This window comes from Haloferax elongans ATCC BAA-1513 (assembly GCF_000336755.1).
Taxonomy (GTDB): Archaea; Halobacteriota; Halobacteria; order Halobacteriales; family Haloferacaceae; genus Haloferax; species Haloferax elongans.
The window spans coordinates 416,730-439,462 of sequence record NZ_AOLK01000011.1 but is presented as its reverse complement, the minus strand read 5'-3'; the positions used below and the strand labels follow the sequence as shown (position 1 = coordinate 439,462).

Genomic DNA, 22,733 nt, shown 5'->3' with positions numbered 1-22,733 from the left:
TTTCTACCATCCGTGAGTGGCAACGCTCGGCGGCTGCACCCCGAAGCAGTTGTGCAGTGTACGTCGGACCACCGCGAAGGCAGAAGGCTCATATTCTCCGACAGTATTGCATAAATAGAACAACAATGTCTGACGAGGGGGAGTCACCAGAATCACCGTCGCCACCCGACTCACACATCGGTGCAGGCGTCTTCGAGGAGTCGATGGGGCCAGGGTCGTCGTTCGCCCACCTATACCGTGGTGAAATCCACCGAATGAAGTCCTGGCGCGAGCGCTTAGACCGGACGAGCAACTGGGCAATCACGCTGATGGCCGGTATCCTCACGTGGTCGTTTTCCGCACAGAACCACCCGCACTACATCATCCTACTCGGCGTCGTGACGCTGAGCATCTTCCTCTGTATCGAGGCGCGTCGGTTCCGCGCGTACGACATCTGGCGGTCGCGAGTGCGCATGTTCCAACAGAACGTCTTCGCCTACGCGCTCGACCCGGAGGGTGGCGTCGTCGACGACAACTGGCGACAGAAACTCGGTGACGACTACCGGACGCCCAATCTGAAGATACCGTTCGAGGAGGCGCTCGCCCACCGACTCCGGCGTGTCTACCTCCCGCTGTTTCTCGTGATGCTCGTCGCGTGGGTCATCCAGTTGACCGCATACGCCGACCAGGCGAGTCTGGTCGCGAGTGCTGGCGTGGGAGGCATCCCCGGCAACGTCGTCGTCGCGCTGGTCGCCGGGTTCTACGCGACAATCGGTGGCGTGGCGTTGCGCCCGCGGGACTGGCACGTCAACGGTGAGTTGGTTCCGAGCGACGTGACCGGGTGGGAACCGACCGACACGTAGGCGGAATTCGAAATCGTTTTTTCGTCCCTGTGCTTCTTCCAAGTTGCGCCGCCTTAGCTCAGACTGGGAGAGCACTCGACTGAAGATCGAGCTGTCCCCGGTTCAAATCCGGGAGGCGGCACTTCTCTGAACCCGACCACCGAGCGAAGCGAGCGTGGCGGGTTCTGAAAGTTCGACCCGACCGGATTCTGAACCAGGGAGCGAACGCAGTGAGCGACCGAGGTTCAAATCCGGGAAACAGCCCCCTCCCTGTGAACGACAGCGTACGTATTGCACGGAAGGACACAGAAAGCTGATAGCGGAACTTTGCGGCGACTTCGTGTCGAAGAGTGGCTGTCCAACACAGATAGCAGTGCCCATTCCACGGGAACAGCCATTATTTCTCGGTGAAAAATAAATTACTCAAGATAGTCTAGCAAGTCGAACATTTAAATGAATGAGAATAAATCAATCAGTTGCAAATGTTAGAAGATGGTCTGAGTTATCCCCTCTCTGGGGACAACACACTCGGTCGCATCGTTATCGGTTCACTGCTCGTTGCCGGGAGCATCTTGGTCATCCCGATGTTCTTGCTGTTCGGGTATCTCGTTCGCGTCCTCGAATATACTGCACGCAACGAACCAGAGCCTCCAGAGTTCGACGATTGGGGGAAAATGTTCGTCGACGGTCTCAAGGGAGTCGTCGTCACACTGGTGTACGGAATCCTGCCCTTCGCGCTCATCGGTGTCAGTTTGACTCTCAGCGCCGGTGGTGCGAGTAGCGGAAACGACGCCGCTGCAGGCATCCTCGGCGGCGTCGGTGTCATCGGCCTCTTGGCGAGCTTCGTCGGACTGTTCGTCCTGTACTACCTCGTCCCTGCCGCGCTCACGAACATGGCCGTCGAAGACAGCATCGGCGCAGCGTTCGACTTCTCGCTTCTGAAAGACGTGCTTCTGAGCTTCGACTACCTCATCGCGTGGCTCATCCCGTTCGGCATCGCGTTCGTCGCGCAGCTACTCACGAGCGCACTGGTGACGTTCACGTTCGGCATCGGAATCATTCTCGTCCCGACCGTCCAGTTCTACGTCAACGTCTCTGTGTTCTACATGTTCGGCAGCGCGTTCGGGAAGGTCACCGGAATCTCGCCCTCCCGCTCGGCTAGTACCGCCGGTATCGCGTAACGCCTCTCCACCCCGTCGAAACGTTTTCTTCACCCGGCGTACAGCCCTCAGCGAACTCAGTTGTCGACGAACGAAAGTCGCACTTCCAACCCGGACGGAGAGACAGAAACCGTCACGTCGTCGATAGCGCGTTCGTACTCGGAAGTGTGCTTCCCAGACCGGCAGATACGGAGTTCCTTGGAGACGAGGTCGGAATCGGTGAGTCGGTCGAGTTTCCGATAGGTCGTCGAGAGCGGCAATTCACACGCCTCGGCGAGTTCGCTCGCGGACATCGGATTCCCCTCGGTCACGTCGAGAATACGTCGGCAGTCAGGGTCGTCGAGCGTCTCGAAGAGGACGTCGATGGTCTCCTGGTCGTCGACGACTTCGGACGGAGACCCACTAGTGTGCGAACGAACAGACGGCGGAAGCGTTGCCTGACTCATACTCCAACGAACTCGCTAAACCGGAACGAACGGTCATCCCCGATAGCAGGGGTGGTTTATATACCCCCGCGTCGAGGGGCGATTGAGGACAGAGTGGACTGGAGTAGTCAGGACCCTTCTTCGAGAATATCTTCGAGTAATTTCGACTGGGCGGCGACGAGGTGTTCGGCGAACGTCGATTGGTTGATGCCGAGCGTTTCGGCAACTTCAGTGGCGTTGGCCCGTCGCGGGCGTTCGAAATAGCCCATCTCGTAGGCAGTCTGGAGAACCTCTAACTGGCGGTCGGTGAGTTTCCCGCGATTGACGAAGACGTTGTCCTCGGCAGCCTCTCCCGTCGGAGAGCGGACGAGTCGCTTGATATCTACGTCGGGGTACCGGTCGCGGAGTTCGCCGATGACCGCCTGTAGTTGGTCATAGTCGCTCGCGTGAAAGACGAGCGTGAGCGACCCGCGGGCGGTGAAATAGCGGTCGATTGGGCACCCGAACTCGCCGAGACACTCACACGGACAGTTGGCACTCCCGTCGTGTTCGATTCGGTAGACGTGCGTGTCACCGTAGGAGAAGACAGATTCGACGGGAATGTCGTCGGGAACGTCCTCGGAGTCGACGACGAATTCAGAGATGCTGACGGTGTCGGGCGTGGGTGCGACACTCGTCGAAACCGAGTGTACGGTCGAGTCGGTCGCGTACGCAACCGCCGTAATCGGGCAGATAGATGGCGAGTTGAACTCGACTGTCGCACGTATCCCAGCAGGCATCGCACTACGCCCGATTCGGCTGGCGACGTACTTGAGTTTGCGGGTCCCGGCGGGCGGTTACGTCAAGACTCAAGAGCCGAGTGTTTCGGGTGAAGAGACGTTCAGTGGAGCGGTGTTCGGTGGAGAAGCGTTCGAGTGGGTCGTTCCACCACTGCCTCATTCTTCGTCTTCGTCAACGACGACCTTACGGCCGCTTAGCGTCTCGGCGTCGAGTTCGAAGAGCTGGATATCGAGGTTACGCTTCGTCTCGCCCCAGATTTCGAACAGTGGTCGCTTTGCATCCCCGTACTGGACGATGTGTTCGACAGTCATCTCGTCGGGGTCGACTTGGTTGAGCGTCCCTTCAGCGATGACACTCCGGTAGGTCCGGCCCTCCTCTTCGTAGATGACGAGGCGAGCTTGTGGCGACGACGTCAGGAACTGCCGTTTCTCGCTTTCGGGTGTCGAGACGAGACGGAGGTAGAATCGATTCGATTCGGGGTCGTACCCGTAGGAAATAGGAATCGCGTATGGCTCGTCACTCCTGGCGAGCGTCAGCACACCGGTCTCGTGCCGGGCCAAAAGCTCGTCGATAGCGTCAGACGAGAGTTCAGTCTGCTGGTCCAAAGACATCTGTTATACCCCTCAAACTGGGGTGACAAGTAATCACTGTTATCCTTGTGTCACGGGCGACGGGCCCGGGAGCAAACCGCAGGCCAGCCCGAAGCGATGAGGAAAAGCGCGCCGACTGCTCACGCGGTGGAAAACGATTGCTGTGAGACGGTCGACCCACAGATGACACACCCGTTGTCGATGAGCGCGTCCCGCATGGAGGCGTTGACCATCATGGACTCGCCACACTCCGGGCACTCGAAGGTGTAGTCCGCGCTGTCGGTCATAGTAGTTTGTAGTACGGTAAGTCGTAGTATATGTAGCCTGCTGTTTCTCCGGCGGTGGGAACTCCGGTCGAGGTGTGTGACTCTCCGATGTCACGACATCGTGGGGAACGACACGATGCCGCCGTTGGGGAACCTCACTACGTCATCGCTGCCGAAAACGCGTCGTTGGGGACGGTCGCAGCACAGACCGGACAGCCTCGTTCCAAGAGCGCGTCTCGCATTCCACCGTTTACTTCGAACCGTTGTCCACACTCCGGGCAAGTGAATTCGTATTCTTGTTGTGAGTCAGTCATGATTAATCAACCTCTGGTGACGCGAGTGCGTCTTCTAACCCCGTTTCACGGACAGTAATCGAGATGTCCCGCATCAGTTCGATGTCGGCCGTACCGAGTTCGTAGCCTGAACGCGTGTCAGTCTCTTGTTCCTCCGTGAGCGTCGACTGGCCGGTGACAGAGACGAACAAGTCACCCAGCGAGTCCGTGGAGTTGCGGGCGGCCATCTCACTCAGCGCTCCTCGGTGGTCGACCCACCGTCGGTCGCAACGTTACGGAACTCGACTGCGACGTCGCTGCCAGCCGCGAGCGACAGCGAGAGCGTGTCAAAGCTCGTCGAGTACTCGCGGGGGTGGTGATTCGCCGCCTGAATCCGGCGACTCTCTTCGAGGAGGGACGCATCGGAGAGCGTGCCAAGCTTCCGGTACACCGTCGAAAGCGGCACGTCACAGGCGTCTGCGCACTCCTGAGCAGTCATCGCCTGTTCGTCACAGGCGGCGAGGATACGCCGGCTATCGTCGTCGCTGAGGGCGGAGAGGACGACGCCAGGGTCAGCGTTCTGGGAGTTGTGAGCCGCGACACCACCGACGGAGAGAGACGACGAGTTCATACTTCTATTGACGGCCGTATGCCGGAGGTATCCAGTCCCGCGCTATCCGGGGTGGTTTAAGTAGGGGTGCAAAAAGAGGGCGGAACATCGCTGCTCGACGCTCGGGGGAATCACCCTCGCCCACCGGCCAACTTCGTTGCGTCGGGGTGACCACGTAGACGCAACATCGCGAACGTGCCGATAGCAGGGCCGACAGCGAGCGGCGCGAACGCCCACTGCCAACCGACGAGGGTGGCGACGACGGGCGTGAGTTGAATCGAAACGACGGTCAGGAGGAACCCGAAGGCCGTCTGGAGCGTGAGCGCAGTTCCGAGGTAGCTGGGGTCCGCAAGTTCCGAGACGGCCGCAGAGAACTGCGCCGAGTCGGCGACGATGGCGAACCCCCACCCGAGGACGAAGGGGACGACGACGAGCGGCGACGCACCGAAGACGAGACCTGCGAGGAGGCTGGCGAGACCGCTTCCGACCATACTTAGGGCCGTGACGGTGGTCCGGCCCCAGATGTCGGCGGCGCGGCCCGCAACGAGTGCACCAACGCCACCGATGGCAATCGCACCGAACGCGGTGAGGGCGGCTGCCTCGGGAGTCGCCTGCGGGTGGGAAGAGGCGTCGAACGCGAGCGTGAGAAACACCGGAAGCCACGTCCAGACGGCGTAGAGTTCCCACATGTGCCCGAAGTAGCCCGTGTTGGCGAGGAGCGTCGGCGGGTCGCGGAGGATGCGCCGAACCGCCGCGGGGTCGAACGGTGCCGCAGGCGACTGGTACGGGCCGGGACGGACGCGAAGAACGAGAAGCCCGCCGACAGTTGCGAGAGTCGCTGCCCCGAGGAGGACGAGTCGGGGACGGTCGATACCGCCGACAGCACGGAGTAAGTGCGGCAGGGCGGAGCCGACAGTGAGCGCGCCGATGAGGGCCCCGATTGCGAGCCCCCTCCCCTCGCGGAACCACCCCGCGACGAGCTTCATTCCGGGTGGGTAGACACCGGCGAGAGCGACACCCGTGAGAAACCGCAGCGACAGCGCCACTGCTGGCGTTTCGACGACGGTTCCGAGCACGACTGTCGCAGCAGCACCGACCAGTGAAGACCCCGCGAGGAGATATCGCGGAGGAACGATGTCAGAGAGGGTAAGCGCCGCAGAGGCGAGCGCGCCGACGACGAATCCGAGTTGGACGGCCGTCGTCAGCCACGCTGCCTGACTGAGCGTCAGCCCCCATTCGACTGCCAGTTGCGGAGCCACTGCACTGGCGCTGAACCACAGCGACATGACAAATAGCTCCCCGATGGCGACGACAGCCAGAGCGTACCACTGCGAGCGATTCACACTCGATACGACGGGTGGCGAAATAAAAGAGCAACTGCGGCAGTGCGTTCGCTCCGCGCAGACGGGCGTCTCACGCCTGTCGTCGCTGGAGGCCGGAGCAGTGGTCGATACGGAGTTCCCACCCGAGCATATCCTGCATGGGAGAGGTCTCAGAGAACAGACTCGGGAACCAGGCGTTGTCTTCGAGAATCTCGTTGACGCGCTCCCAGTCGTCGTCCTCAATGTGGTGGAGTTCACCTTCGGCGACGATACTTCGCCACTCGAACCGCGACGGCGCTTCCCAGACGGTGAAACTCGCTCGCGCGGTCTCCTCGGCGAAGTCGGACTTCTTCGAGGAGTCTCCAGGGCGGAGGAAAACGAAGTAGAGCTTGCTTCGCTCTTCATCGTAGCCGAAGGAGATGGGGATGCCATACGCGACACCCTCGTCAGCAAACGAGAGCACGCCGACGCCGTGGTCTCGGAGCATGCGGTCGATTTCCGAGTCGGTCATCTCGACTCGATTGCTCTCTGGATATTCGGGGGCCATGGTACATATACGCATGGGGGTGACATAAGCGTAGCATCGACTCCCACGCCTCGGGCGACGACGCGGTGTTTATCCCCTGTGGCGACGAACCGCACGACGACATCCGGATGACGGTGAACACACTTCACCGGCCGACCCACCGCGACGCGCTCGTCCATCTCGAAGCCGCCTTCGAGCGCGAAGACATGATTACGGTGTTCGGTCGTTGTACGGTGGATTACGACGGTCGCGCGACGAGTGAACTCGGCCCCGGAGACCGGCTGGTGGTTCTGAAACCGGACGGCTCCATCCTCGTCCACACCGACGAGAAGCGAACGCCCGTCAACTGGCAACCGCCGGGGTGCGAACACACCGCCAGCGTCCGCGACGGTCGCCTCCGCGTTCGAAGCACGCGCTCGAATCCAGACGAACGACTCGACGTGTTCTTCGAGCGCGTCGACCAGTGTTCGACCTACGCCGTCGACGACCGAAGCGACCTCGAACTGTTCGGCAGCGAAGAAGACCTCAGACAGCACATCCTCTCGGACCCCGACATCCTCGAAACCGGGTTCGAACCACTCGAAACCGAGCGCCAGAGCGACGCTGGCCCGGTCGACATCTTCGGTGAGGACGCCGACGGGAATCCCGTCGTCGTGGAGTTAAAGCGAAGGCGGGTCGGCCCCGCCGCGGCGAGCCAACTCCGCCGGTACGTAGACGCGTTCCACCGCGAGTTCGGCGACGGCGAGACGATTCGCGGCATTCTGGTCGCCCCGTCAGTCACGGACCGAGCCGCGGAGCTACTCGACCGTGAGGGACTGGAATTCGTCGCGCTCGACCCGGAGACAGGCGAGCGGCCGCCCGAGGCTAACGACGAGAGTGGACCAGAAACCGAGGAAGAAGAAGAGTAATCAGTCGAGACCGGCCACGAGCGCGAAGTTGTCGACGGTCTGTGCCGCGTTCACGTCCGAGAAGTCCCGTTCGCCGTCCGTGTCCGGCCAGCCGAAGTCGTCTGCAACACGGTCGAGCAGTGACGCCGTGAACTCGGGGTGGTACTGGACGGTCCAGACCGGGAGCGACTCGTGTCGGGTCGCGAGGTGGTCGTAGTAGTCTGCCGAGCCGATGACCTCCATGCCGTCACCCGGCTCGACCACGTAGTCGCCGTGGACGAGCGGGATTCGTTCGGAGAGGCCGCCGAAAAGCGGGTCGTCGTCGAATTCGACATCGACCAGCCCGCGTTGTTGGTCGCCCGCTTCGACCCTGCCACCGAAGGCGTCGTTGACGAGTTGGTGGCCGAAGCAGACGCCGAGTGTGGGAATCTCTCGTGCAGCGAGGTCGCGGACGAGCTTTTTGGCACCGTCAATCCACGGCCGGTCGTCGGCCTCGTAGACACCTGCGGTGCTCCCGGTGACGATGGCTGCGTCGACACCCGAAAGTGCCGGGAGGCCCGCATCGGGTATCGAGTGGACGACGCCCTCACGCCCGTCGAGCGCCATGGTGACGAGGGCGTCCGTGAAGTACGTCGGACCGTCCGACGGCATGGTGTCGCAGACGAGCAACATCGTCCGAAACGAAGTGAGGAAATCTGATAAGACTGTTCATCGGTATCACGAGCCACGAGTTGTGTCAGGAACACGTCGATTCGGTTCGGCGGGGGAGTGCATGTGAGAAAATCACACGACGAGGCGTCCGAACGACGCTTCGAAGCGTTTTTAGCCCGTGTGACCCTCACACCTCACAAGTAACTATGTCAGACAAACCCGCCTCTATGTACCGGGAGATCAAGAACCCGGCGTACACGCGACGCGAGTACATCACGGGCATTCCCGGTTCCAAAATCGCACAGCACAACATGGGCGACCTGCAGGCGGACCCCGAGGACTACCCCGTCGAGATCAGCCTGATCGTCGACGAGGACGTCCAGATTCGCCACGGTTCGCTCGAATCCGCACGTCTGTCGGCGAACCGTACGATGCTCAAGAACGCCGGCGAGAAGCAGTACAAGATGGTCCTGCGCAAGTTCCCGCACCACGTCATCCGCGAGAACAAGCAGGCAACCGGTGCCGGTGCAGACCGTGTTTCCGACGGGATGCGCCAGTCGTTCGGTAAGGTCGTCGGTACCGCCGCTCGCATCCCCAAGGGCGAGAAGGTCTTCACCATCTACTGCGACGTCGAAGACGCCGCAACCGCGAAGGACGCCTTCCGCCGTGCGTACAACAAGATGTCGCCGCCGTGCCGCATCGTCGTCGAGCGCGGCGAAGAACTGCTCGTCGCGTAAGTTCGCCACGAACCAGCCACTTTTTGACCCGGCGCTGCCCCTCGTAGCGTATGCTTCGGCTGGCCGTCACGACCAGCAGCGAGACGTTCGAGCGGATGCGCGAGCCACTCGCGGCGCGCGGTATCGAGGTGGGTCACCTGCGCGCCAAGCAGTTCGCGCTCGACCTCGGTCGCCCCCCGAGCGACGAGTTCGATGTCGGGTTCGTCTTCCCCACGCGCGCGATGGAAGGTGGTGTCGTCGCCGCCCGACACGACATCCCGTGGGTGAACACTCGCGAGGACGTGCTCACGTCGCGGAACAAGGCGGACGTTATTGCACGACTCTCTCGTGCTGGACTTCCGGTCCCGGAGAGCGTGTACGTCTCGAATCCGACCGACGGTGAGGAACTCCTCCGGGCCGTCGCCGACGCCGATATCGACTACCCGGTCGTCGTCAAACCGAACTCGACGACCCGCGGCACCGGAATCGCGAAGGCCCACGACCCCGACTCACTGCTCGGTCTCGTCGACCACCTGAATCTCGTCCACGACTATCGCGCCACCGGCGACAAATCGTATCTCGTCCAAGAGTGGCTGCCGGACGCCCGCGACTATCGCGTGATGGTACTGGACGGTCGGGTCGTCGGCGCAGTCGAACGTCGCTTACCCGAAGGCGCGCGAGACGAGGGGCGATGGAAACACAACGTTCACCGGGGAGCCGAGGCAGTCGGCATCGAACTCCCAGACCGACACCGGCAACTGGCCGAGTCGGTCGCCGACGAACTCGGGATTCGCTATCTCGGCGTTGACCTCCTCGAATCTGACGGCCGGGTCGTCGTCTCGGAGACGAATGCACGACCTACTATCGACGACGACGCGAAGTACGAAGCGGGCTTTTTCGACAGACTGGCGGCGCTGGTCGAGCGGGTCGCAAAGAAGTCGTAAATCGGCCGTTCCGGCGGCGAGCGCGTTACTCGACGTCGATTTCGGCGGAGTCCTCAGCGCGGTCGAACGTGACCTGCAGGACGCCGTTGTTGAAGGTGGCGCTCGCGGAGTGTTCGTCGACGTGTGCGGGGAGGCGGACACGTTCGTCGTACTCGCGGCGGTCTCCGGCGGCGCTGATTGTCAACGTTTCACCGTCGCACTTGAGGTCGATTGCGTCTTTATCGACGCCCGGGAGGTCCGCGACGAGTCGAAGCACGTCACCCTCATCGTACACGTGGATGTGGGTTTCGGAGGCGAATCCGGCGTCGCCTCTCGTCATGTCGTTCATCATCCGTTCGATTTCGTCGAAGATGTTGTCGAACGGGTCGTCGCGGTCGTCTCTGACCATGGGGGCCGCTATGGAATGGGAGGTTATAACGTTTCTGTCCGCGACAGTCACATCTCGGAGAATCGGCACGAACAGGGTTCATGCGGCCACTGACGACCGCTTCGCCGTCTGCCGAAGAGTAGAGCGGTTTGTTTGATTTTGATTGATTTTTGTGTATGGTTGTGCGGAGACGACAGCTCCCGCTTGATTCTCTGCGTTTTCCGAAACAGATATACTGTTGGCACCTGGATATCTAGCTGGAAACTACTCGAACATGAGTGAAATTTCTTACCTCAACGCGGACGAGAGCGTGGACGAGTCGGACGTGGTGCGGGTGGCACTCAACGGGTTCGGCCGAATCGGTCGGAACATCTTCCGTGCCGTACAGGAGAACCCGAAGGTCGACCTCGTCGCTATCAACGACGTCATGGACTTCGACGACATGGCGTACCTCGCGAAGTACGACTCCGTCATGGGTCGTCTCGACGGCGTCGAACGCGACGGCGACTCGCTGACTATCGGCGGCACGTCCGTCGGCCTCTACAACGTCCAGAGCCCGGCAGAACTGCCGTGGGACGAACTCGACGTGGACGTCGCCCTCGAATGTACGGGCATCTTCCGAACGAAGCAGGACGCCTCGGCGCACCTCGAAGCCGGTGCTGACAAGGTCGTCATCTCCGCCCCGCCGAAGGGCGACGAACCGGTCAAGCAGCTCGTCTACGGTGTCAACCACGACGAGTACGAGGGCGAAGACATCGTCTCGAACGCCTCCTGTACGACCAACTCCGTCACGCCGGTCGCGAAGGTGCTCGACGAGGAGTTCGGCATCGAGAACGGTCTCCTGACGACCGTCCACGCCTACACGGGCAGCCAGAACCTCATCGACAGCCCGCACGCCAAGCAGCGTCGTGGGCGCGCCGCCGCCGAGAACATCGTCCCCACGACGACCGGTGCCGCACAGGCGGCGACCGAGATTCTGCCCCAGCTCGACGGCAAGCTCGACGGGATGGCGATTCGCGTCCCTGTTCCGAACGGGTCGCTCACGGAACTCGTCGTCCGGCTCGAAGACAAGCCGTCCGTCGAGGAAATCAACGACGCCTTCCGCGCCGCCGCCGACTCCGGCCCGCTCGCTGGCGTCCTCGGCTACACGGACGACGAAGTCACCTCGCGTGACATCCTCGGCCTGCCGTTCTCCAGCACCGTCGACCTCAACACGACGAACCAGGTCAACGACGGCGGTCTCTACAAGATTCTGACGTGGTACGACAACGAGTACGGCTTCTCCAACCGGATGCTCGACGTCGCACACTTCATCACGCACCAGTAACCACGTCCACGACTCGGCCGCCGACTCGGCCGCGACACCCGTTTCGGATTCGACCGCGACACCGACCGAACAGTCCACGCCTTCGGTCCAACCCGACCACCACTAAGTAACACCTCTTCGTTCTCTCACCTGATGTTCAACACCCTCGACGACCTCGACCCAGAACAGCGCGTCCTCGTCCGACTCGACCTCAATTCTCCCGTCGAAGACGGCGAGGTACAGGACAACCGCCGCTTCGACCGTCACGCCGAGACGGTCCGCGAACTCGCCGAGGGCGGCCACCGAGTCGTCCTGATGGCCCACCAGGGTCGCCCCGGCGGGGACGATTTCGTCTCGCTCGAACAGCACGCCGCCATCCTCGCCAAGCACATCGACCGCGACGTCCAGTTCGTCGCCGACACCTTCGGTGACGAGGCCATCGACGCCATCGAGTCGCTGTCCGCAGGCGAGGTTCTCCTCCTCGAAAACACCCGGATGTGCGACGAGGAACTCCCCGAAGAAGCCCCCGAAGTCAAAGCCGACACCGAGTTCGTTCAGACGCTCGCGCCCCTGTTCGACGCCTACATCAACGACGCCTACTCCGCCGCCCACCGGTCCCACGCCTCTCTCGTCGGCTTCGCGCTCGAACTGCCCGCCTACGCGGGTCGCGTGATGCAGACCGAGTACGAAGCGAACTCCTCGATTGCGACACGCGAGTTCGACGGGCAGGTCACGATGGTCGTCGGCGGGACGAAAGCCACCGACGTCATCGACGTGATGAACAACCTCGGCGACAAAGTCGACCGCTTCCTGCTCGGCGGTATCGCGGGCGAACTGTTCCTCCGCGCCGCGGGCCACGACGTCGGCTTCGACCTTGACGGCATGGACTTCTTCGACGACCAGTGGGAGGCCAACCGCGAGACCATCGAATCGCTCCTCGACGAGCGCGGCGACCAGATTACGCTCGCCGCGGACCTCGCGTACGAAGACGACGAGGACGAGCGCGCGGAAATCACCGTCTCCGACATCGACGAGAAAGACCGCGCCTATCTCGACGTTGGTACCGAGACGGTCGAGACGTACGACCACGTCATCCGCGACTCCGAGGCTGTCTTCGTGAAGGGCGCACTCGGTCTGTTCGAAGACGAGCGCTTCTCTGCCGGGACTGTCGGCGTCCTCCGCGCCATCTCCGAGACCGACTGCTTCTCCGTCGTCGGCGGCGGCGACACCTCCCGCGCTATCGAGATGTACGGCATGGACGAGGACGACTTCGGCCACGTCTCCATCGCTGGCGGTGCTTACATCCGCGCGCTGACGGGCGCGCCGCTGGCTGGCGTCGAAGTGCTGACTCAGGACTGACGACGTTACTCGGACGCGGTTTTTCTGACTGTCATCCGACTCGCCGAACGTTGATACCCGATGCCGCCGAATCGAGAGACATGAAACTCGGCGTCGTCTCCGACACGCACGACAACCTCGACTACGTCGAGGCGGCGGTAGCGTACTTCGAAGCGGAAAGCGTGGACGTGGTCGTCCACTGCGGCGACATCGTCTCGCCCTTCTCTGCGACCCCGTTCGACGCGGGCTTCGACTTCCACGCGGTCCGCGGAAACAACGACGGCGAGTGGAAACTCCGAGAAATCGTCGAGTCGTTCGGCACCTACCACGACGATTTCGCACACCTGACGCTCGATGGCGAGGAGATAGCCGTCTACCACGGCACCGAAGCGGGGTTGGTGGACGCACTTATTGAATCGGGGTCCTACGACTACGTCCTCCGGGGTCACACCCACGAACGGGTGGTCGAACACCACGGGAAGACGACGCACCTCAACCCTGGCGGACTTCCGATTTCGGGCGCTGACGACGACTTCCACGTCGCGGTCGTCGACCTCGGGACGGGAAACGTGTCGTTCGAGCGGCTGTAAGCGGGATGCGAGAATTGAGAACGAAACGCGAGAACCGAAACGCGAAATCCGAGAACTGAACAGGCGATTCGCCGACTAGTCGTCGTCAGCGAACTCCGCGCGCGCCTGCTCAGAGAACCCAGAAGGGTCGCCAGTGATACCGACGCCGAGTTGGCGGTCGGTGCGCTGCATGCTGGTCTCTTTGTCTTCGAGGTCGAACATCGCGCGAATAGCGTCGACGTTCTCCGGAATCACGTCGGATTCCTGGTGGATGGCCTGGAACAGATAGAGGTCGCGGCCGTTCACGCCGATGGATTCGCCCCACACGCAGTTCTCCCAGAGGTCGCCACGCGGGCGGCCGGCGTCGAGTGCGAGGTCCTTGAGCTTCCCTGCACCGTCGATGCCGAGCCCTTCCGGAATGACGTAGATGCGGTCTTCGTCTTCGAGCAGTTGGCGGACGTGCGCGCCCGTCACGTCGTCGCCGAGCGTGACGTTCAGCGCGTGGACGTGCATGAGCGTCGCTGGGACTTTCAGTCCGAGCGTGTCGATTTCGAGGTCGGGGAAAATGGTCTTGACGTCAGGGCCGTGGTGCGAAGGAACTTTGATTGGGTTCGGGAGGATGTCGTTGATTGGTCCGCGAGAGTTCTGTCCCGGGTCACCGCCACGGCGAACCAGTGTTGCGCGTACCTTCTCGACGCCGTACTCCTCTTCGAGCGGGGCGATGACGCGAGAGAGTCCAGTCGTGTTACAGGAGACGACGCGGACGTAGTCGGCGTCACGTGCGGCGTCGAAGTTCGAGCGAGCGTTGAAGCTCACGTCCGCGACGTCCGCACTCTCGCCGCCCTGGAAGATGGCGGGCGTGTGGTGGGTTTCGTACAGTTCTCGGTTCTGCTCCCCGATTCCGGAGGGCGTGCAGTCGACGATAATGTCCGCTTCCGCGACGAGTTCGTCGACTTCACCGGCGACCTCGATGCCAGCTTCGGCGAACAACGGAGCACGTTCGGGGATGGCGGCGTACATCGGGTAGCCGCGTTTGACTGCAGTGTGCGCTTCGAAGTTGGGCTGGGTCTTGGCCACGCCGATAATTTCCATGTCGGGCTGCGCCTCGACCGCGTCGGCGACGCGCTTTCCGATTGTACCGTAGCCGTTGACACCCACTCGTATCATGGCTGAAACACGGCCGTAGCCGACCATAGTTATTTCGATGGTTAGTGAGTAGAAATTAACTCCAATGTGAGTGAGTCGTTGGACAACTCCCGGCGAGAATGTCGAGGTGATTGACTGGCAAAATTCGCCGACCGCATGGTGGCGAGCAGAAACGAACCCACAGTTGACTCACGGATGGGAACGCCTAACCGGACCGCTATCACACGTTCGACCATGGCAATCGACGACTCCGACCTCCGCGCCGCCAGCGAGACGGCGGTCCACCAGTGTCTCGACCTGCAAGCCGACGAATCGCTCGTCGTCGTCACCGACGACACGCGCCAGCGCATCGGCGAGGCTCTCTACGAAGTCGCAAGCGAAGTGACCGACGACGCCGCTATCATCCGCTACCCGCCGGGGAACCAGCACGGTGAGGAACCACCTGCCCCAGTCGCGGCGGCGATGGCCGACGCCGACGCCTTCCTCGCGCCAACGACGAAGAGCCTCAGTCACACCCGCGCACGCGGTGACGCCTGCGAGGCCGGTGCCCGCGGTGCGACCCTTCCTGGAATCACAGAAGAGGTGTTCGTCACGGGTCTCGACGCCGACTACGACGCGATTTACGACCACAGTAAGGAGATGCTCGACGCCGTCGGCGACGCCGACGAGGTGCGCGTCACCACCGAGAAGGGAACGGATATCACCTTCGTCCGCGGTGACCGCGAATGGCTCGCCGACACCGGCTCTATCGCCGAGTCCGGGTCGTTCTCGAACCTCCCCGCGGGCGAGATTTTCCTCAGTCCCGAGTCCGCGACCGGGACCTTCGTCGTAGACGGGACGATGATGCCCCACGGCCTCCTCGACGAGGGTCAGGAACTCAGCTTCGAGGTCGAAGACGGCTACGTCACTCACATCTCGGACGACGACATCCGCGAGCAGGTCGAGGAGGCCGCCGAGGAAGTCGGACAAGACGCGTACAACCTCGCCGAAATCGGCATCGGGACCAACGTCGGCGTGACCGACCTCGTGGGCTCGGTCCTCCTCGACGAGAAGGCCGCCGGAACCATCCACATCGCCATCGGCGACGACGCGGGCATCGGCGGCGACACTGACGCACCGCTCCACCTCGACGGTATCGTCCGCGACCCGACAGTCTACGCCGACGGCGAAGAAGTGGACCTGCCGCAGCCCTGAAACGCCGCACTGGGTCCGACTTACCCCCGCTCCGAACCCTGACAAGCCGCGCTGACTCCTGTTTTATCCGTTCCTAACACAGCGCCCGAGGACCGAGACATCGCAGGCTTCGAGACACAGGAGTTCGCCGCTCCCGAGTCCGACGTAGCCCGCGCCGTCGACGACTGCGAGCCCAGACACGGTCGCGGAGCGTGAGACTCGCCCCGACCCACGGACCCGCCCAGAGGCTGCATCCAACGCGTAGAGATAGTTCGGGCGGCCGTTTTCGGCGCGATGCTCTGCGAGGGCATAGACGACGTTCCCGGCGACGACCGGCGTCCAACCGAGCGAGACGCGGGGAGTGGGGCCGAATGACCAAACGAGGTCGCCGGTGTCGAAGCGACGCGCGAGCAGCATTCGGTCGGCGCAGTAGTAGACGCGGTCGCCAGCGACGGCGACACCAGCCTCGGTGTGTCGGACGCCCGACGCTCGCCAGCGAACCGCTCCGGTTCGGCGGTCGACTGCGGCGATAGCTTCGGGGTCGCCGTCGAGCGGGATGAGTAGCGTGTCGCCCGCGACCGTCACGGGGCCTTCGACCGGGAGCGAAACGGACCACTCGCGCCCACCGGACTGAAGGTCGAGTGCGACGACCCCCGCGTTACCCTCGAAGAACGGGACGTAGACTATTCCCTCGCTGGCCGCGAGCGTCCACGGTATCTGCCGGGAGTTGAACCCGACGCGCCACCGTGGGGTCCCGGTCTCGGCGTCGACTGCGGCAACGCCAATCGGCGGCGTTCGCTCTCCGTAGGTGGCTGTGACCGCCACTCCGTCGGCGACGACCGGCGGAGCTACAATCGGATACGGCTGTGCAGTCGTCGGAATGGGGTGTCGCCACAGGCGGTCGCCGTCGAGCGAGAGCGCGTAGAGGGCTTCGAGCGTCCGAAGATAGAGACGGTCGGCGACGACCAGCGAGTCGTGGTGGTACGCGAGTTCGTCGTCGTCGGCCACCGAAACGATAGTTCGCCAGCGCTCCGTGCCAGCCGCGGCGTCGAACGCGGAGACGACCGACTCGTGAGGGTGTCCCCTCCCGCCGCGTGTGTGGTGGTAGTAGACCACTCCGTCGGCGACGACCGGTGAGGTCGTCGGATACCCGTCGAATACGTCCGCGCGCCACGCGACAGTGAGGGGGCCAGTGGGTCCCGAAGCGGGCGCGAACCCGGTCCGGGCGTCGTCGAATCCGGGCCGCGACCACGTGCCCTCGTAGGTCGCCCCGCTGCCGGAGACACACCCGGCGGTCGCCGAGAGTGCGGATGCACCGAAGGCGGCGAGGAACTGGCGACGGGTCGCGTGAGACACAACCTAGAAATAGGCTCCGCGGCGGGAAAAGCGTCGAACGTCGAATAGCCGGGCAGAGTGTGCGGGCGTCGGCTATCTGGGTTAGCCGAGTAAGCAGTGACTGAATGCGCCTGCTGCGCAGTCTTCGAGACAGACGAGTTTGTCGTAGCTGTGAGAGAGGTAGAGCGCGCCGTCGGCGACTGCCGGAGTCGACATGTTAGGTACGACATCGTTCCACGGAATTACCCGTCCGAGTTCAGTTCCCGTCTCGGGGTCGAGAACGAGGAAAAATGTCCCGTCGCCTTCGTTTTCGCCGAGGGAACGATACGCGCTGACGTAGAGTTTGTCGGCGGCGATAACGGGTGTCGACTGATGAATATAGCGGTCGTCTGTGCCACCGACTCTCCAAACCTCCTCGCCGGTGTCGAGTCGACGTGCGACGAGATACTGGAATTCGTTGTGATAGACCCGTGTTCCGTCCGTGACAATGGTTCCTTCGAGCACCCCGGCGTTGAGGTCGACACTCCACTGTTGGGTTCCAGTGTCGATATCGAACGAGTACAACCGTTCCTCCGGCCCGTGTTCGGAAAGGACGAGTAGTTGGTTATCAGAGACGGTGACTGCCCCAATAGGGCCAGCGTCGTACGTTTCAATCACCTCACCAGTCGTCGCGTCGAGCGCGAGGACACGACCATCGCTGGAGAGCGGTGCGTAGCACGTGTCGCCATCGAGTGTGAGTCGCCAGAGAATCCCATCGAAGTTCTCTAACGTCCGTTTCCAGACGCGTTCGCCGGTCTGGTGGTCGATTCCGTACAACACCTCGGGGCGGCCACTATCGTCAGTCCCGTACGAACCAGCAACGACGAGGTCGTCAGTGACGACCGGTGATGCGTGGTCTGGCAGCGGTTGGTGTGGGCCGAGGTTCTGGAACGTCCACAGGAGTTCGCCATCGGTCGAGACGGCCTTGACGCCGTCGTGTGTCTGGGTGAACAGTCGGTCGCCATCGAAGACCGGCGGCCCCTGATGGTAGAAATAGTAGAACTCGTCTGTCTCCCATAGACGCGTCACCCACTGCGTCTCGCCGGTTTTGGCGTCGAATGCGGAGAGCCACGTTCCACCGGTCTTCTCACGTCGTGCCTCGCGAGAATCGAGATGGTAGACCGTGCCGTCGGCGACGACAGGCATCGTCGGTGGGGACGCGTCCCGCATCTCCCGAGACCACGCGATGTAGGCATCCGACCCCGGTCCAGAAACGTCGGTGACGTACCTGTTCGGCTCAGGCGGCCAGCGTCCCTCGTGAGACGGACGGTCGTAGGTCACACATCCAGCAGTCGACGCAAGACCGGCAGCACCGAGAGTGGCGAGGAACTGGCGACGAAATGGGGAGGGCATGGCAGAATAGTTGGATATCCAATACAAAAACGAACCGGCCGCGACCATCTGGTTCCCACCTCAAGCATCAGCGCCCGCCCACTCCTCACCAGCACCACCACCCACTCCTCGCCATCGACTCCCACGCGCACGAGGAGAAAGGCGGCTTTTTACGGCCTGATGGGGTAACACCCTCTATGAGCCTACCCGACGCCGGTGAGCGCGTCCCTCTCTCCTGTCCGACGTGCTCGCCCGACGAACCCACCGTCCACGAGGTGCTGAAGCCCGGCGGTCACTCGACCGTCCGCTGTACCGAGTGCGGCCACGTCCACAAAGAGAAAATCGAAGTCCCGAACGAAATCGACATGAACGTCGTCGTCTCGCAGGACGGGTCGTCCGTCTCGACGAAGGTCTCCGCGCCCGCCGAGGCCGAGATTGCGAAAGGCGAGGAGTTCATCGTCGACACTCCCGAAGCGATTCAACTCGTGCGCATCACGGGCATCGAAGTCGGCCCCGAAGAGCGCACCGAGGAAGCGCAGGTCAAGGACGTAAAGACCGTCTGGACCCGCGTGGTCGACAACGTCGCCGTCAACGTGACCGTCCACCCGAAGGACGGCAAGCGCGAGGACACCCGGAGTATCACCGTCAACGTCCCCGGCGACTACGAGTTCGTCGTCGGCGAGACCGAGTCCTTCGGCGACGAAGAAGTGGAAATCGAAGGGCTGGTCGTCCGTGAAGACGCCCCCGAATACCGCCACGGCAAACTCGACCACCCCGGCGACATGGTGTACGCGAAAGACGCAAAGCGCGTCTACGCGCGGGACCAGACCTCGACCGCGTGGTCCGCCTGGTAAGACGGCGACACCAGCGACGCCCGTCTGCGGAACACGAAATCACCTAACTTCTCGCACCTCGTCGGTGCGGATATGCCTACCCGCGACCGGTCGCGTTTCTCGGTCGAATCGCTTGCGCTCCTCTGGGCCGCCCGCGAGAGCGGCGTCATCGACGCGCTGACGACCAACGCCGGGACTGTCGAAGCCGTCGCCGAGACAGCCGGTATCGACCGCCGCGCGGCCCGAATCACAGTCGAAGCGCTCGCGTCGATGGGCTTTATCAAGCGCGTCGGCGACGAGTACGAGATTACGAACCGCGCGCTCGGCTTTCTCGCAAAGCGCGACGTTCGGTCTATCGGCCGCCTTCCGAACGCGCTCGACAGATTCTCACTCTACACTGACCTCCCAGAGACGATGGAGCGCGGCGAGCCACCGGCACTGCCCGAGGAGTGGACGCGAAACCGCCTCGGCGCACACGACGCGACAGACGACACAGTCGTTCGCGCGTGCGTGACCGCCGCTGTTCGTGCGGCACCGGACGCGACTCGCGTTCTCGACCTCGCAGGTGCATCGGGTACCTTCACCCGCGAGTTCCTCGCACGCGGCCGTGACGTGACCTTTGTCGACACACCGGAGACGGTCGAAGTCGTTCGACCCCTCCTCTCTCGGGGCGGTGCCGAACTCGTCGCGGGCGACCCCACGGACCCGCCCGTAGCGAATTTCGACCTCGTCTTCGTCGGCGACGCGTTCGCCGGACGCGACGCAGACGAGGCGGCCGAGATAGTCGCCGCCGCGCACGACGCCCTCGAACCGGGCGGGACGGCAGTGTTCGTCGATGCACTCCACGGTCGGTGTTCGACCGACGCGACGACGCAAGCAGCGGTCGACGCGCTCGCACTCGGCCACGGCGACCTCCACGACGAGTCAGCGGTCCGGTCGTGGGTCGAATCGGTCGGATTCGCCCGACAGACAGTCCAAGACGTGCCCGGAACCGACTTGCAGGCGGTCGTGGCCGAGCGTGCGGTTGATTAGGGGCGACCGCCGAGACTTTGTATGGACCACTCGGTGCTGCGCGAGGACATGGTCGACGGGTTAGAGCACTCGCTCGACCAGTTCGACGAGGCCGTGGACCTCGCCATGCGAAACGTCCCGCGCCACGAGTTCGTCACCGACTCGCCGTACCAAAACAAGCCGACGGCACACCGGAAGACGAACACGACGATTCTCGCACCCACCACCGTCGCACGCCTCCTGAACGCGCTCGCCGCCGAACCCGAAGACGACGTGCTCGTGGTCGGCGCGGGCGTCGGCTACACCGCGGCCGTTCTCGCGGAAATCGTCGGCGACGCGCACGTCCACGCCGTCGATATCACCCGCTCGCTCGTCTACGAGGCGCGGACGAATCTCCAGCACGCGGGCTACGATGCCGTCCTCGTCGACTGCCGCGACGGGGCCGACGGCCTCCCGGAGTACGCCCCCTACGACCGGATTCTCGTCGAAGCCTCGGCCGTTCGACCGCCGCGACGACTGCGCTCGCAACTCGCGGCCGACGGGCGACTCGTTATGCCGAAAGGCACGACCGACCAGACACTCGTCGCCATCGAAGGTGGCGAAGTCGTCGAGACGTTCGGCCCACTGCAGTTCAAACCACTCCTCGTCGATGGCGAGCAGACAGGCGGTGTCGTCCGAAACCGGACGAAACGCGAAGACCCTGAGTACGAGGGCCGCGGCTGGCACGCCGGGAGCGGCTGGGAGCAAGAGTGGATTGACTGGGGCGGCCACAACTGAACGGCTGTTGCTACGACATATCCAGCCGAGTGATAGTCACGATTCCCCACTTCCGGGAACCTTCGTCGGTCGCTATTGCCGTGCAACCCATACTCTCACACGGTGACAAACCATGGAGAAAAACGTCGGTGGATACGATAGAATTGCTCGCGCCATCCTCGGACCGGTGCTCATCATCGTCGGTGCCGCGGCGCTCGCGGGGTTCCTGACCATCGCTGCGGGGACGCTCGGACTCGTCATCGCAGGCGTGGCGCTCGTCGTCGGTGCGGTGCTGGCGACGACTGCAATCACTCAGAAGTGCCCGCTCAACGACGCGCTCGGCTTCAACACCTACGAAGGTGAGATGAAGACGGAGGCCGAGAATCCGGTCGAACCCCGGATGCAGTAACTATTTCTTCGGAACGACACCCGGCCGTGACTCTGGGGAGCGTCCGCGCTACGATTTGAGGCCGCTTCCCGTCAGTGGGACGACCACGTCGTCTTCGGCGTCGATTTCGCCCATCGTCCGAAGTTCGCGGAGTGCCGCGGGCGCGACGGCGCAGGTCGGTTCAGTGTAGAACCCATGGCGGTGGAGTCTGTCGAGTTCGTCTTCGACCGCGTCGGCCGAGAGCGCAACCGCGTCGCCGCCGGTCTCGTCGAGCGCCTCGTGAATCTCCGTCACGCGAACGGGGTTCTCGATTTGGATGCCGTCGGCCACGTCGTTGGTTTCGTCCGGCGTGTGGTGTCGCGCATCGGCGATAGGTGCGTATCCGGCAGCCTGTGCGCCGTACAGTCTCGGAATGCGGTCTATCCATCCGGCGTCGCGGAGTGCGCGGAAGCCGCGGTACGCGCCGAGGAAGAGCGTGCCGTGACCGAGCGGGGTGACGATAGCGTCGGGAACGTCCCAGTCGCGCTGGGCAGCGATTTCGTAGGCGACGGTGGCCGTACCTGCGAAGAACGCCGGGTTCCACGCGTGGCTCGCGTACCACGCGTCGCCGGTTTCGACCGCCTCGACGCAGGCGTCGGTCACGTCCTGTCGAGTTCCTTCGACGCGAATCGGTTTCGCACCGGCGCGTTCGATAGCCTTGAGTTTCGAGGGCTTGACCGACGCCGGGACGTAAATCTCCGCCTCGATGCCCGCGCGGGCGGCGAAGGTCGCGACGGCGGCCCCGGCGTTCCCCGAGGAGTCTTCGACGACGCGGTCGATGCCCAGTTCGGCCGCAAGCGAGAGCATCGTCGTCGCGCCGCGGTCCTTGAACGACCCGGTCGGGAAGACGTATTCGAGTTTGAACGAGGCGTTCCACTCCGGGGCATCGACGAGCGGTGTCATCCCTTCGCCGAGGCTGGCGCGTGGGTCGGTCGGGAGGAACTCGTCGAACGCCCAGAGGCCGTTTCGGTAGTCGAGGTCGGCGTCGTCGGGAGTCGCCGCGTTCGGGGACGGCGTGGTGGCGAAGTCGAGCGGCGCACCGCAGGTGCAGCGCCAGCGCCACTCGTCGTACGTCGAGTCACAGGTGGGGCACGCGAGACGGAGGTGAGCAGGGAGTGAGTGTGCAGACAT

At 63.2% G+C, this 22,733-nt stretch carries 28 protein-coding genes and 1 tRNA gene; 14 read left to right on the top strand and 15 right to left on the bottom strand.

All coding sequences use genetic code 11. From position 1 onward, the window contains the following. Positions 1-125 precede the first annotated feature (125 nt). The 3 genes from C453_RS04615 to C453_RS04605 all read left to right on the top strand — a co-directional run bounded on the left by C453_RS04615 (position 126) and on the right by C453_RS04605 (position 2,002). The gene (locus tag C453_RS04615) at positions 126-842 is read left to right on the top strand and encodes a DUF2270 domain-containing protein (protein ID WP_008323007.1); all 717 of its coding nucleotides are present in this window, start codon (positions 126-128) and stop codon (positions 840-842) included. A gap of 47 nt (positions 843-889) precedes the next feature. Beyond that, positions 890-963: transfer RNA gene (locus C453_RS04610), tRNA-Phe, on the top strand. A gap of 340 nt (positions 964-1,303) precedes the next feature. Then, positions 1,304-2,002 (top strand): DUF4013 domain-containing protein, encoded by a 699-nt coding sequence (locus C453_RS04605; RefSeq protein ID WP_008323006.1) that lies wholly within the window; start codon positions 1,304-1,306, stop codon positions 2,000-2,002. A gap of 56 nt (positions 2,003-2,058) precedes the next feature. On the opposite strand, the gene C453_RS04600 is transcribed toward C453_RS04605, so the two are convergent. From C453_RS04600 to C453_RS04565, 9 genes are all read right to left on the bottom strand, one after another. After that, entirely contained in the window at positions 2,059-2,427 is a 369-nt protein-coding gene (locus tag C453_RS04600) for a winged helix-turn-helix domain-containing protein (RefSeq protein WP_008323005.1), read from the bottom strand. A 107-nt stretch (positions 2,428-2,534) separates the two neighbouring features. After that, entirely contained in the window at positions 2,535-3,185 is a 651-nt protein-coding gene (locus tag C453_RS04595) for a DNA-binding protein (protein ID WP_008323004.1), read from the bottom strand. A 156-nt stretch (positions 3,186-3,341) separates the two neighbouring features. Further along, positions 3,342-3,797, bottom strand: coding sequence for a pyridoxamine 5'-phosphate oxidase family protein (locus C453_RS04590; protein ID WP_008323003.1), 456 nt, complete (start codon positions 3,795-3,797; stop codon positions 3,342-3,344). 119 nt (positions 3,798-3,916) lie between these two features. Beyond that, positions 3,917-4,063, bottom strand: a complete 147-nt coding sequence (locus C453_RS20350) for a DUF7560 family zinc ribbon protein (protein WP_007544766.1) — start codon at positions 4,061-4,063, stop codon at positions 3,917-3,919. Between the two features lie 137 nt (positions 4,064-4,200). Further along, entirely contained in the window at positions 4,201-4,356 is a 156-nt protein-coding gene (locus C453_RS04585; RefSeq protein ID WP_008323002.1) for a DUF7560 family zinc ribbon protein, read from the bottom strand. 2 nt (positions 4,357-4,358) lie between these two features. Further along, positions 4,359-4,562, bottom strand: coding sequence for a hypothetical protein (locus C453_RS04580; protein ID WP_008323001.1), 204 nt, complete (start codon positions 4,560-4,562; stop codon positions 4,359-4,361). Between the two features lie 5 nt (positions 4,563-4,567). After that, positions 4,568-4,945: a winged helix-turn-helix domain-containing protein gene (locus C453_RS04575; RefSeq protein ID WP_008323000.1), complete on the bottom strand. Its 378-nt coding sequence runs from the start codon at positions 4,943-4,945 to the stop codon at positions 4,568-4,570. A 110-nt stretch (positions 4,946-5,055) separates the two neighbouring features. Continuing rightward, entirely contained in the window at positions 5,056-6,267 is a 1,212-nt protein-coding gene (locus C453_RS04570) for an MFS transporter (RefSeq protein ID WP_049907499.1), read from the bottom strand. 70 nt (positions 6,268-6,337) lie between these two features. Then, positions 6,338-6,793, bottom strand: a complete 456-nt coding sequence (locus tag C453_RS04565; protein WP_008322998.1) for a pyridoxamine 5'-phosphate oxidase family protein — start codon at positions 6,791-6,793, stop codon at positions 6,338-6,340. A 107-nt stretch (positions 6,794-6,900) separates the two neighbouring features. Between C453_RS04565 and nucS the strand changes: the two genes are divergently transcribed. Then, on the top strand, positions 6,901-7,680 hold the full coding sequence (gene nucS, locus C453_RS04560) for an endonuclease NucS (RefSeq protein WP_049907532.1): 780 nt from the start codon (positions 6,901-6,903) through the stop codon (positions 7,678-7,680). Here nucS and C453_RS04555 read toward each other — a convergent pair whose 3' ends face one another. Next, positions 7,681-8,331 (bottom strand): type 1 glutamine amidotransferase, encoded by a 651-nt coding sequence (locus tag C453_RS04555; protein WP_008322996.1) that lies wholly within the window; start codon positions 8,329-8,331, stop codon positions 7,681-7,683. A gap of 185 nt (positions 8,332-8,516) precedes the next feature. On the opposite strand from C453_RS04555, the gene C453_RS04550 reads away from it, so the two are divergent. Together C453_RS04550 and C453_RS04545 are read left to right on the top strand one after the other, a co-directional pair. Further along, complete coding sequence (locus tag C453_RS04550) at positions 8,517-9,047, top strand: 50S ribosomal protein L16 (protein WP_008322995.1); 531 nt, start codon at positions 8,517-8,519, stop codon at positions 9,045-9,047. 50 nt (positions 9,048-9,097) lie between these two features. Beyond that, positions 9,098-9,970, top strand: coding sequence for an ATP-grasp domain-containing protein (locus C453_RS04545; RefSeq protein ID WP_008322994.1), 873 nt, complete (start codon positions 9,098-9,100; stop codon positions 9,968-9,970). Between the two features lie 25 nt (positions 9,971-9,995). On the opposite strand, the gene C453_RS04540 is transcribed toward C453_RS04545, so the two are convergent. Further along, positions 9,996-10,358, bottom strand: coding sequence for an Hsp20/alpha crystallin family protein (locus C453_RS04540; protein WP_008322993.1), 363 nt, complete (start codon positions 10,356-10,358; stop codon positions 9,996-9,998). A gap of 253 nt (positions 10,359-10,611) precedes the next feature. Here C453_RS04540 and gap point away from each other — a divergent pair, with 253 nt between their 5' ends. The 3 genes from gap (at position 10,612) to C453_RS04525 (ending at position 13,571) form a co-directional block, all read left to right on the top strand. After that, on the top strand, positions 10,612-11,664 hold the full coding sequence (gap, locus tag C453_RS04535; protein ID WP_008322992.1) for a type I glyceraldehyde-3-phosphate dehydrogenase: 1,053 nt from the start codon (positions 10,612-10,614) through the stop codon (positions 11,662-11,664). A 132-nt stretch (positions 11,665-11,796) separates the two neighbouring features. After that, complete coding sequence (locus C453_RS04530) at positions 11,797-13,002, top strand: phosphoglycerate kinase (protein ID WP_008322991.1); 1,206 nt, start codon at positions 11,797-11,799, stop codon at positions 13,000-13,002. A gap of 80 nt (positions 13,003-13,082) precedes the next feature. Further along, positions 13,083-13,571 (top strand): metallophosphoesterase, encoded by a 489-nt coding sequence (locus C453_RS04525; RefSeq protein ID WP_008322990.1) that lies wholly within the window; start codon positions 13,083-13,085, stop codon positions 13,569-13,571. A 75-nt stretch (positions 13,572-13,646) separates the two neighbouring features. Here C453_RS04525 and C453_RS04520 read toward each other — a convergent pair whose 3' ends face one another. Next, complete coding sequence (locus C453_RS04520) at positions 13,647-14,717, bottom strand: type II glyceraldehyde-3-phosphate dehydrogenase (RefSeq protein WP_049907531.1); 1,071 nt, start codon at positions 14,715-14,717, stop codon at positions 13,647-13,649. A 213-nt stretch (positions 14,718-14,930) separates the two neighbouring features. Between C453_RS04520 and C453_RS04515 the strand changes: the two genes are divergently transcribed. Continuing rightward, positions 14,931-15,890, top strand: coding sequence for an aminopeptidase (locus C453_RS04515; RefSeq protein ID WP_008322988.1), 960 nt, complete (start codon positions 14,931-14,933; stop codon positions 15,888-15,890). 63 nt (positions 15,891-15,953) lie between these two features. Here C453_RS04515 and C453_RS04510 read toward each other — a convergent pair whose 3' ends face one another. Beyond that, a complete protein-coding gene (locus C453_RS04510) occupies positions 15,954-17,225 on the bottom strand; it encodes an outer membrane protein assembly factor BamB family protein (RefSeq protein WP_008322987.1) in 1,272 nt (423 codons plus the stop codon). A gap of 81 nt (positions 17,226-17,306) precedes the next feature. Next, positions 17,307-18,596 carry an outer membrane protein assembly factor BamB family protein gene (locus C453_RS04505; RefSeq protein WP_241430662.1) on the bottom strand — a complete coding sequence of 430 codons (1,290 nt, stop codon included), beginning with the start codon at positions 18,594-18,596 and terminating at the stop codon, positions 17,307-17,309. Between the two features lie 176 nt (positions 18,597-18,772). Between C453_RS04505 and C453_RS04500 the strand changes: the two genes are divergently transcribed. The 4 genes from C453_RS04500 to C453_RS04485 all read left to right on the top strand — a co-directional run bounded on the left by C453_RS04500 (position 18,773) and on the right by C453_RS04485 (position 21,584). Continuing rightward, positions 18,773-19,429 (top strand): HVO_0476 family zinc finger protein, encoded by a 657-nt coding sequence (locus tag C453_RS04500; protein WP_007544728.1) that lies wholly within the window; start codon positions 18,773-18,775, stop codon positions 19,427-19,429. Between the two features lie 72 nt (positions 19,430-19,501). Beyond that, a complete protein-coding gene (locus tag C453_RS04495) occupies positions 19,502-20,440 on the top strand; it encodes a class I SAM-dependent methyltransferase (protein WP_008322985.1) in 939 nt (312 codons plus the stop codon). A 21-nt stretch (positions 20,441-20,461) separates the two neighbouring features. Next, positions 20,462-21,196 carry a protein-L-isoaspartate O-methyltransferase family protein gene (locus tag C453_RS04490; RefSeq protein ID WP_008322984.1) on the top strand — a complete coding sequence of 245 codons (735 nt, stop codon included), beginning with the start codon at positions 20,462-20,464 and terminating at the stop codon, positions 21,194-21,196. A 112-nt stretch (positions 21,197-21,308) separates the two neighbouring features. Beyond that, the gene (locus C453_RS04485; protein WP_008322983.1) at positions 21,309-21,584 is read left to right on the top strand and encodes a YgaP family membrane protein; all 276 of its coding nucleotides are present in this window, start codon (positions 21,309-21,311) and stop codon (positions 21,582-21,584) included. A gap of 48 nt (positions 21,585-21,632) precedes the next feature. On the opposite strand, the gene C453_RS04480 is transcribed toward C453_RS04485, so the two are convergent. Further along, entirely contained in the window at positions 21,633-22,733 is a 1,101-nt protein-coding gene (locus tag C453_RS04480; RefSeq protein ID WP_008322982.1) for a threonine synthase, read from the bottom strand.

Excerpts from the sequence above, each read along its gene's own strand:
- C453_RS04615 (WP_008323007.1), top strand. The coding sequence starts at position 126 with ATGTCTGACGAGGGGGAGTCACCAGAATCACCGTCGCCACCCGACTCA.
- C453_RS04605 (WP_008323006.1), top strand. The coding sequence starts at position 1,304 with ATGTTAGAAGATGGTCTGAGTTATCCCCTCTCTGGGGACAACACACTC.
- C453_RS04600 (WP_008323005.1), bottom strand. The coding sequence starts at position 2,427 with ATGAGTCAGGCAACGCTTCCGCCGTCTGTTCGTTCGCACACTAGTGGG.
- C453_RS04595 (WP_008323004.1), bottom strand. The coding sequence starts at position 3,185 with ATGCCTGCTGGGATACGTGCGACAGTCGAGTTCAACTCGCCATCTATC.
- C453_RS04590 (WP_008323003.1), bottom strand. The coding sequence starts at position 3,797 with ATGTCTTTGGACCAGCAGACTGAACTCTCGTCTGACGCTATCGACGAG.
- C453_RS20350 (WP_007544766.1), bottom strand. The coding sequence starts at position 4,063 with ATGACCGACAGCGCGGACTACACCTTCGAGTGCCCGGAGTGTGGCGAG.
- C453_RS04585 (WP_008323002.1), bottom strand. The coding sequence starts at position 4,356 with ATGACTGACTCACAACAAGAATACGAATTCACTTGCCCGGAGTGTGGA.
- C453_RS04580 (WP_008323001.1), bottom strand. The coding sequence starts at position 4,562 with ATGGCCGCCCGCAACTCCACGGACTCGCTGGGTGACTTGTTCGTCTCT.
- C453_RS04575 (WP_008323000.1), bottom strand. The coding sequence starts at position 4,945 with ATGAACTCGTCGTCTCTCTCCGTCGGTGGTGTCGCGGCTCACAACTCC.
- C453_RS04565 (WP_008322998.1), bottom strand. The coding sequence starts at position 6,793 with ATGGCCCCCGAATATCCAGAGAGCAATCGAGTCGAGATGACCGACTCG.
- nucS (WP_049907532.1), top strand. The coding sequence starts at position 6,901 with ATGACGGTGAACACACTTCACCGGCCGACCCACCGCGACGCGCTCGTC.
- C453_RS04555 (WP_008322996.1), bottom strand. The coding sequence starts at position 8,331 with ATGTTGCTCGTCTGCGACACCATGCCGTCGGACGGTCCGACGTACTTC.
- C453_RS04550 (WP_008322995.1), top strand. The coding sequence starts at position 8,517 with ATGTCAGACAAACCCGCCTCTATGTACCGGGAGATCAAGAACCCGGCG.
- C453_RS04545 (WP_008322994.1), top strand. The coding sequence starts at position 9,098 with ATGCTTCGGCTGGCCGTCACGACCAGCAGCGAGACGTTCGAGCGGATG.
- C453_RS04540 (WP_008322993.1), bottom strand. The coding sequence starts at position 10,358 with ATGGTCAGAGACGACCGCGACGACCCGTTCGACAACATCTTCGACGAA.
- gap (WP_008322992.1), top strand. The coding sequence starts at position 10,612 with ATGAGTGAAATTTCTTACCTCAACGCGGACGAGAGCGTGGACGAGTCG.
- C453_RS04530 (WP_008322991.1), top strand. The coding sequence starts at position 11,797 with ATGTTCAACACCCTCGACGACCTCGACCCAGAACAGCGCGTCCTCGTC.
- C453_RS04525 (WP_008322990.1), top strand. The coding sequence starts at position 13,083 with ATGAAACTCGGCGTCGTCTCCGACACGCACGACAACCTCGACTACGTC.
- C453_RS04520 (WP_049907531.1), bottom strand. The coding sequence starts at position 14,717 with ATGATACGAGTGGGTGTCAACGGCTACGGTACAATCGGAAAGCGCGTC.
- C453_RS04515 (WP_008322988.1), top strand. The coding sequence starts at position 14,931 with ATGGCAATCGACGACTCCGACCTCCGCGCCGCCAGCGAGACGGCGGTC.
- C453_RS04505 (WP_241430662.1), bottom strand. The coding sequence starts at position 18,596 with ATGCCCTCCCCATTTCGTCGCCAGTTCCTCGCCACTCTCGGTGCTGCC.
- C453_RS04500 (WP_007544728.1), top strand. The coding sequence starts at position 18,773 with ATGAGCCTACCCGACGCCGGTGAGCGCGTCCCTCTCTCCTGTCCGACG.
- C453_RS04495 (WP_008322985.1), top strand. The coding sequence starts at position 19,502 with ATGCCTACCCGCGACCGGTCGCGTTTCTCGGTCGAATCGCTTGCGCTC.
- C453_RS04490 (WP_008322984.1), top strand. The coding sequence starts at position 20,462 with ATGGACCACTCGGTGCTGCGCGAGGACATGGTCGACGGGTTAGAGCAC.
- C453_RS04485 (WP_008322983.1), top strand. The coding sequence starts at position 21,309 with ATGGAGAAAAACGTCGGTGGATACGATAGAATTGCTCGCGCCATCCTC.
- C453_RS04480 (WP_008322982.1), bottom strand. The coding sequence starts at position 22,733 with ATGTCTGCACACTCACTCCCTGCTCACCTCCGTCTCGCGTGCCCCACC.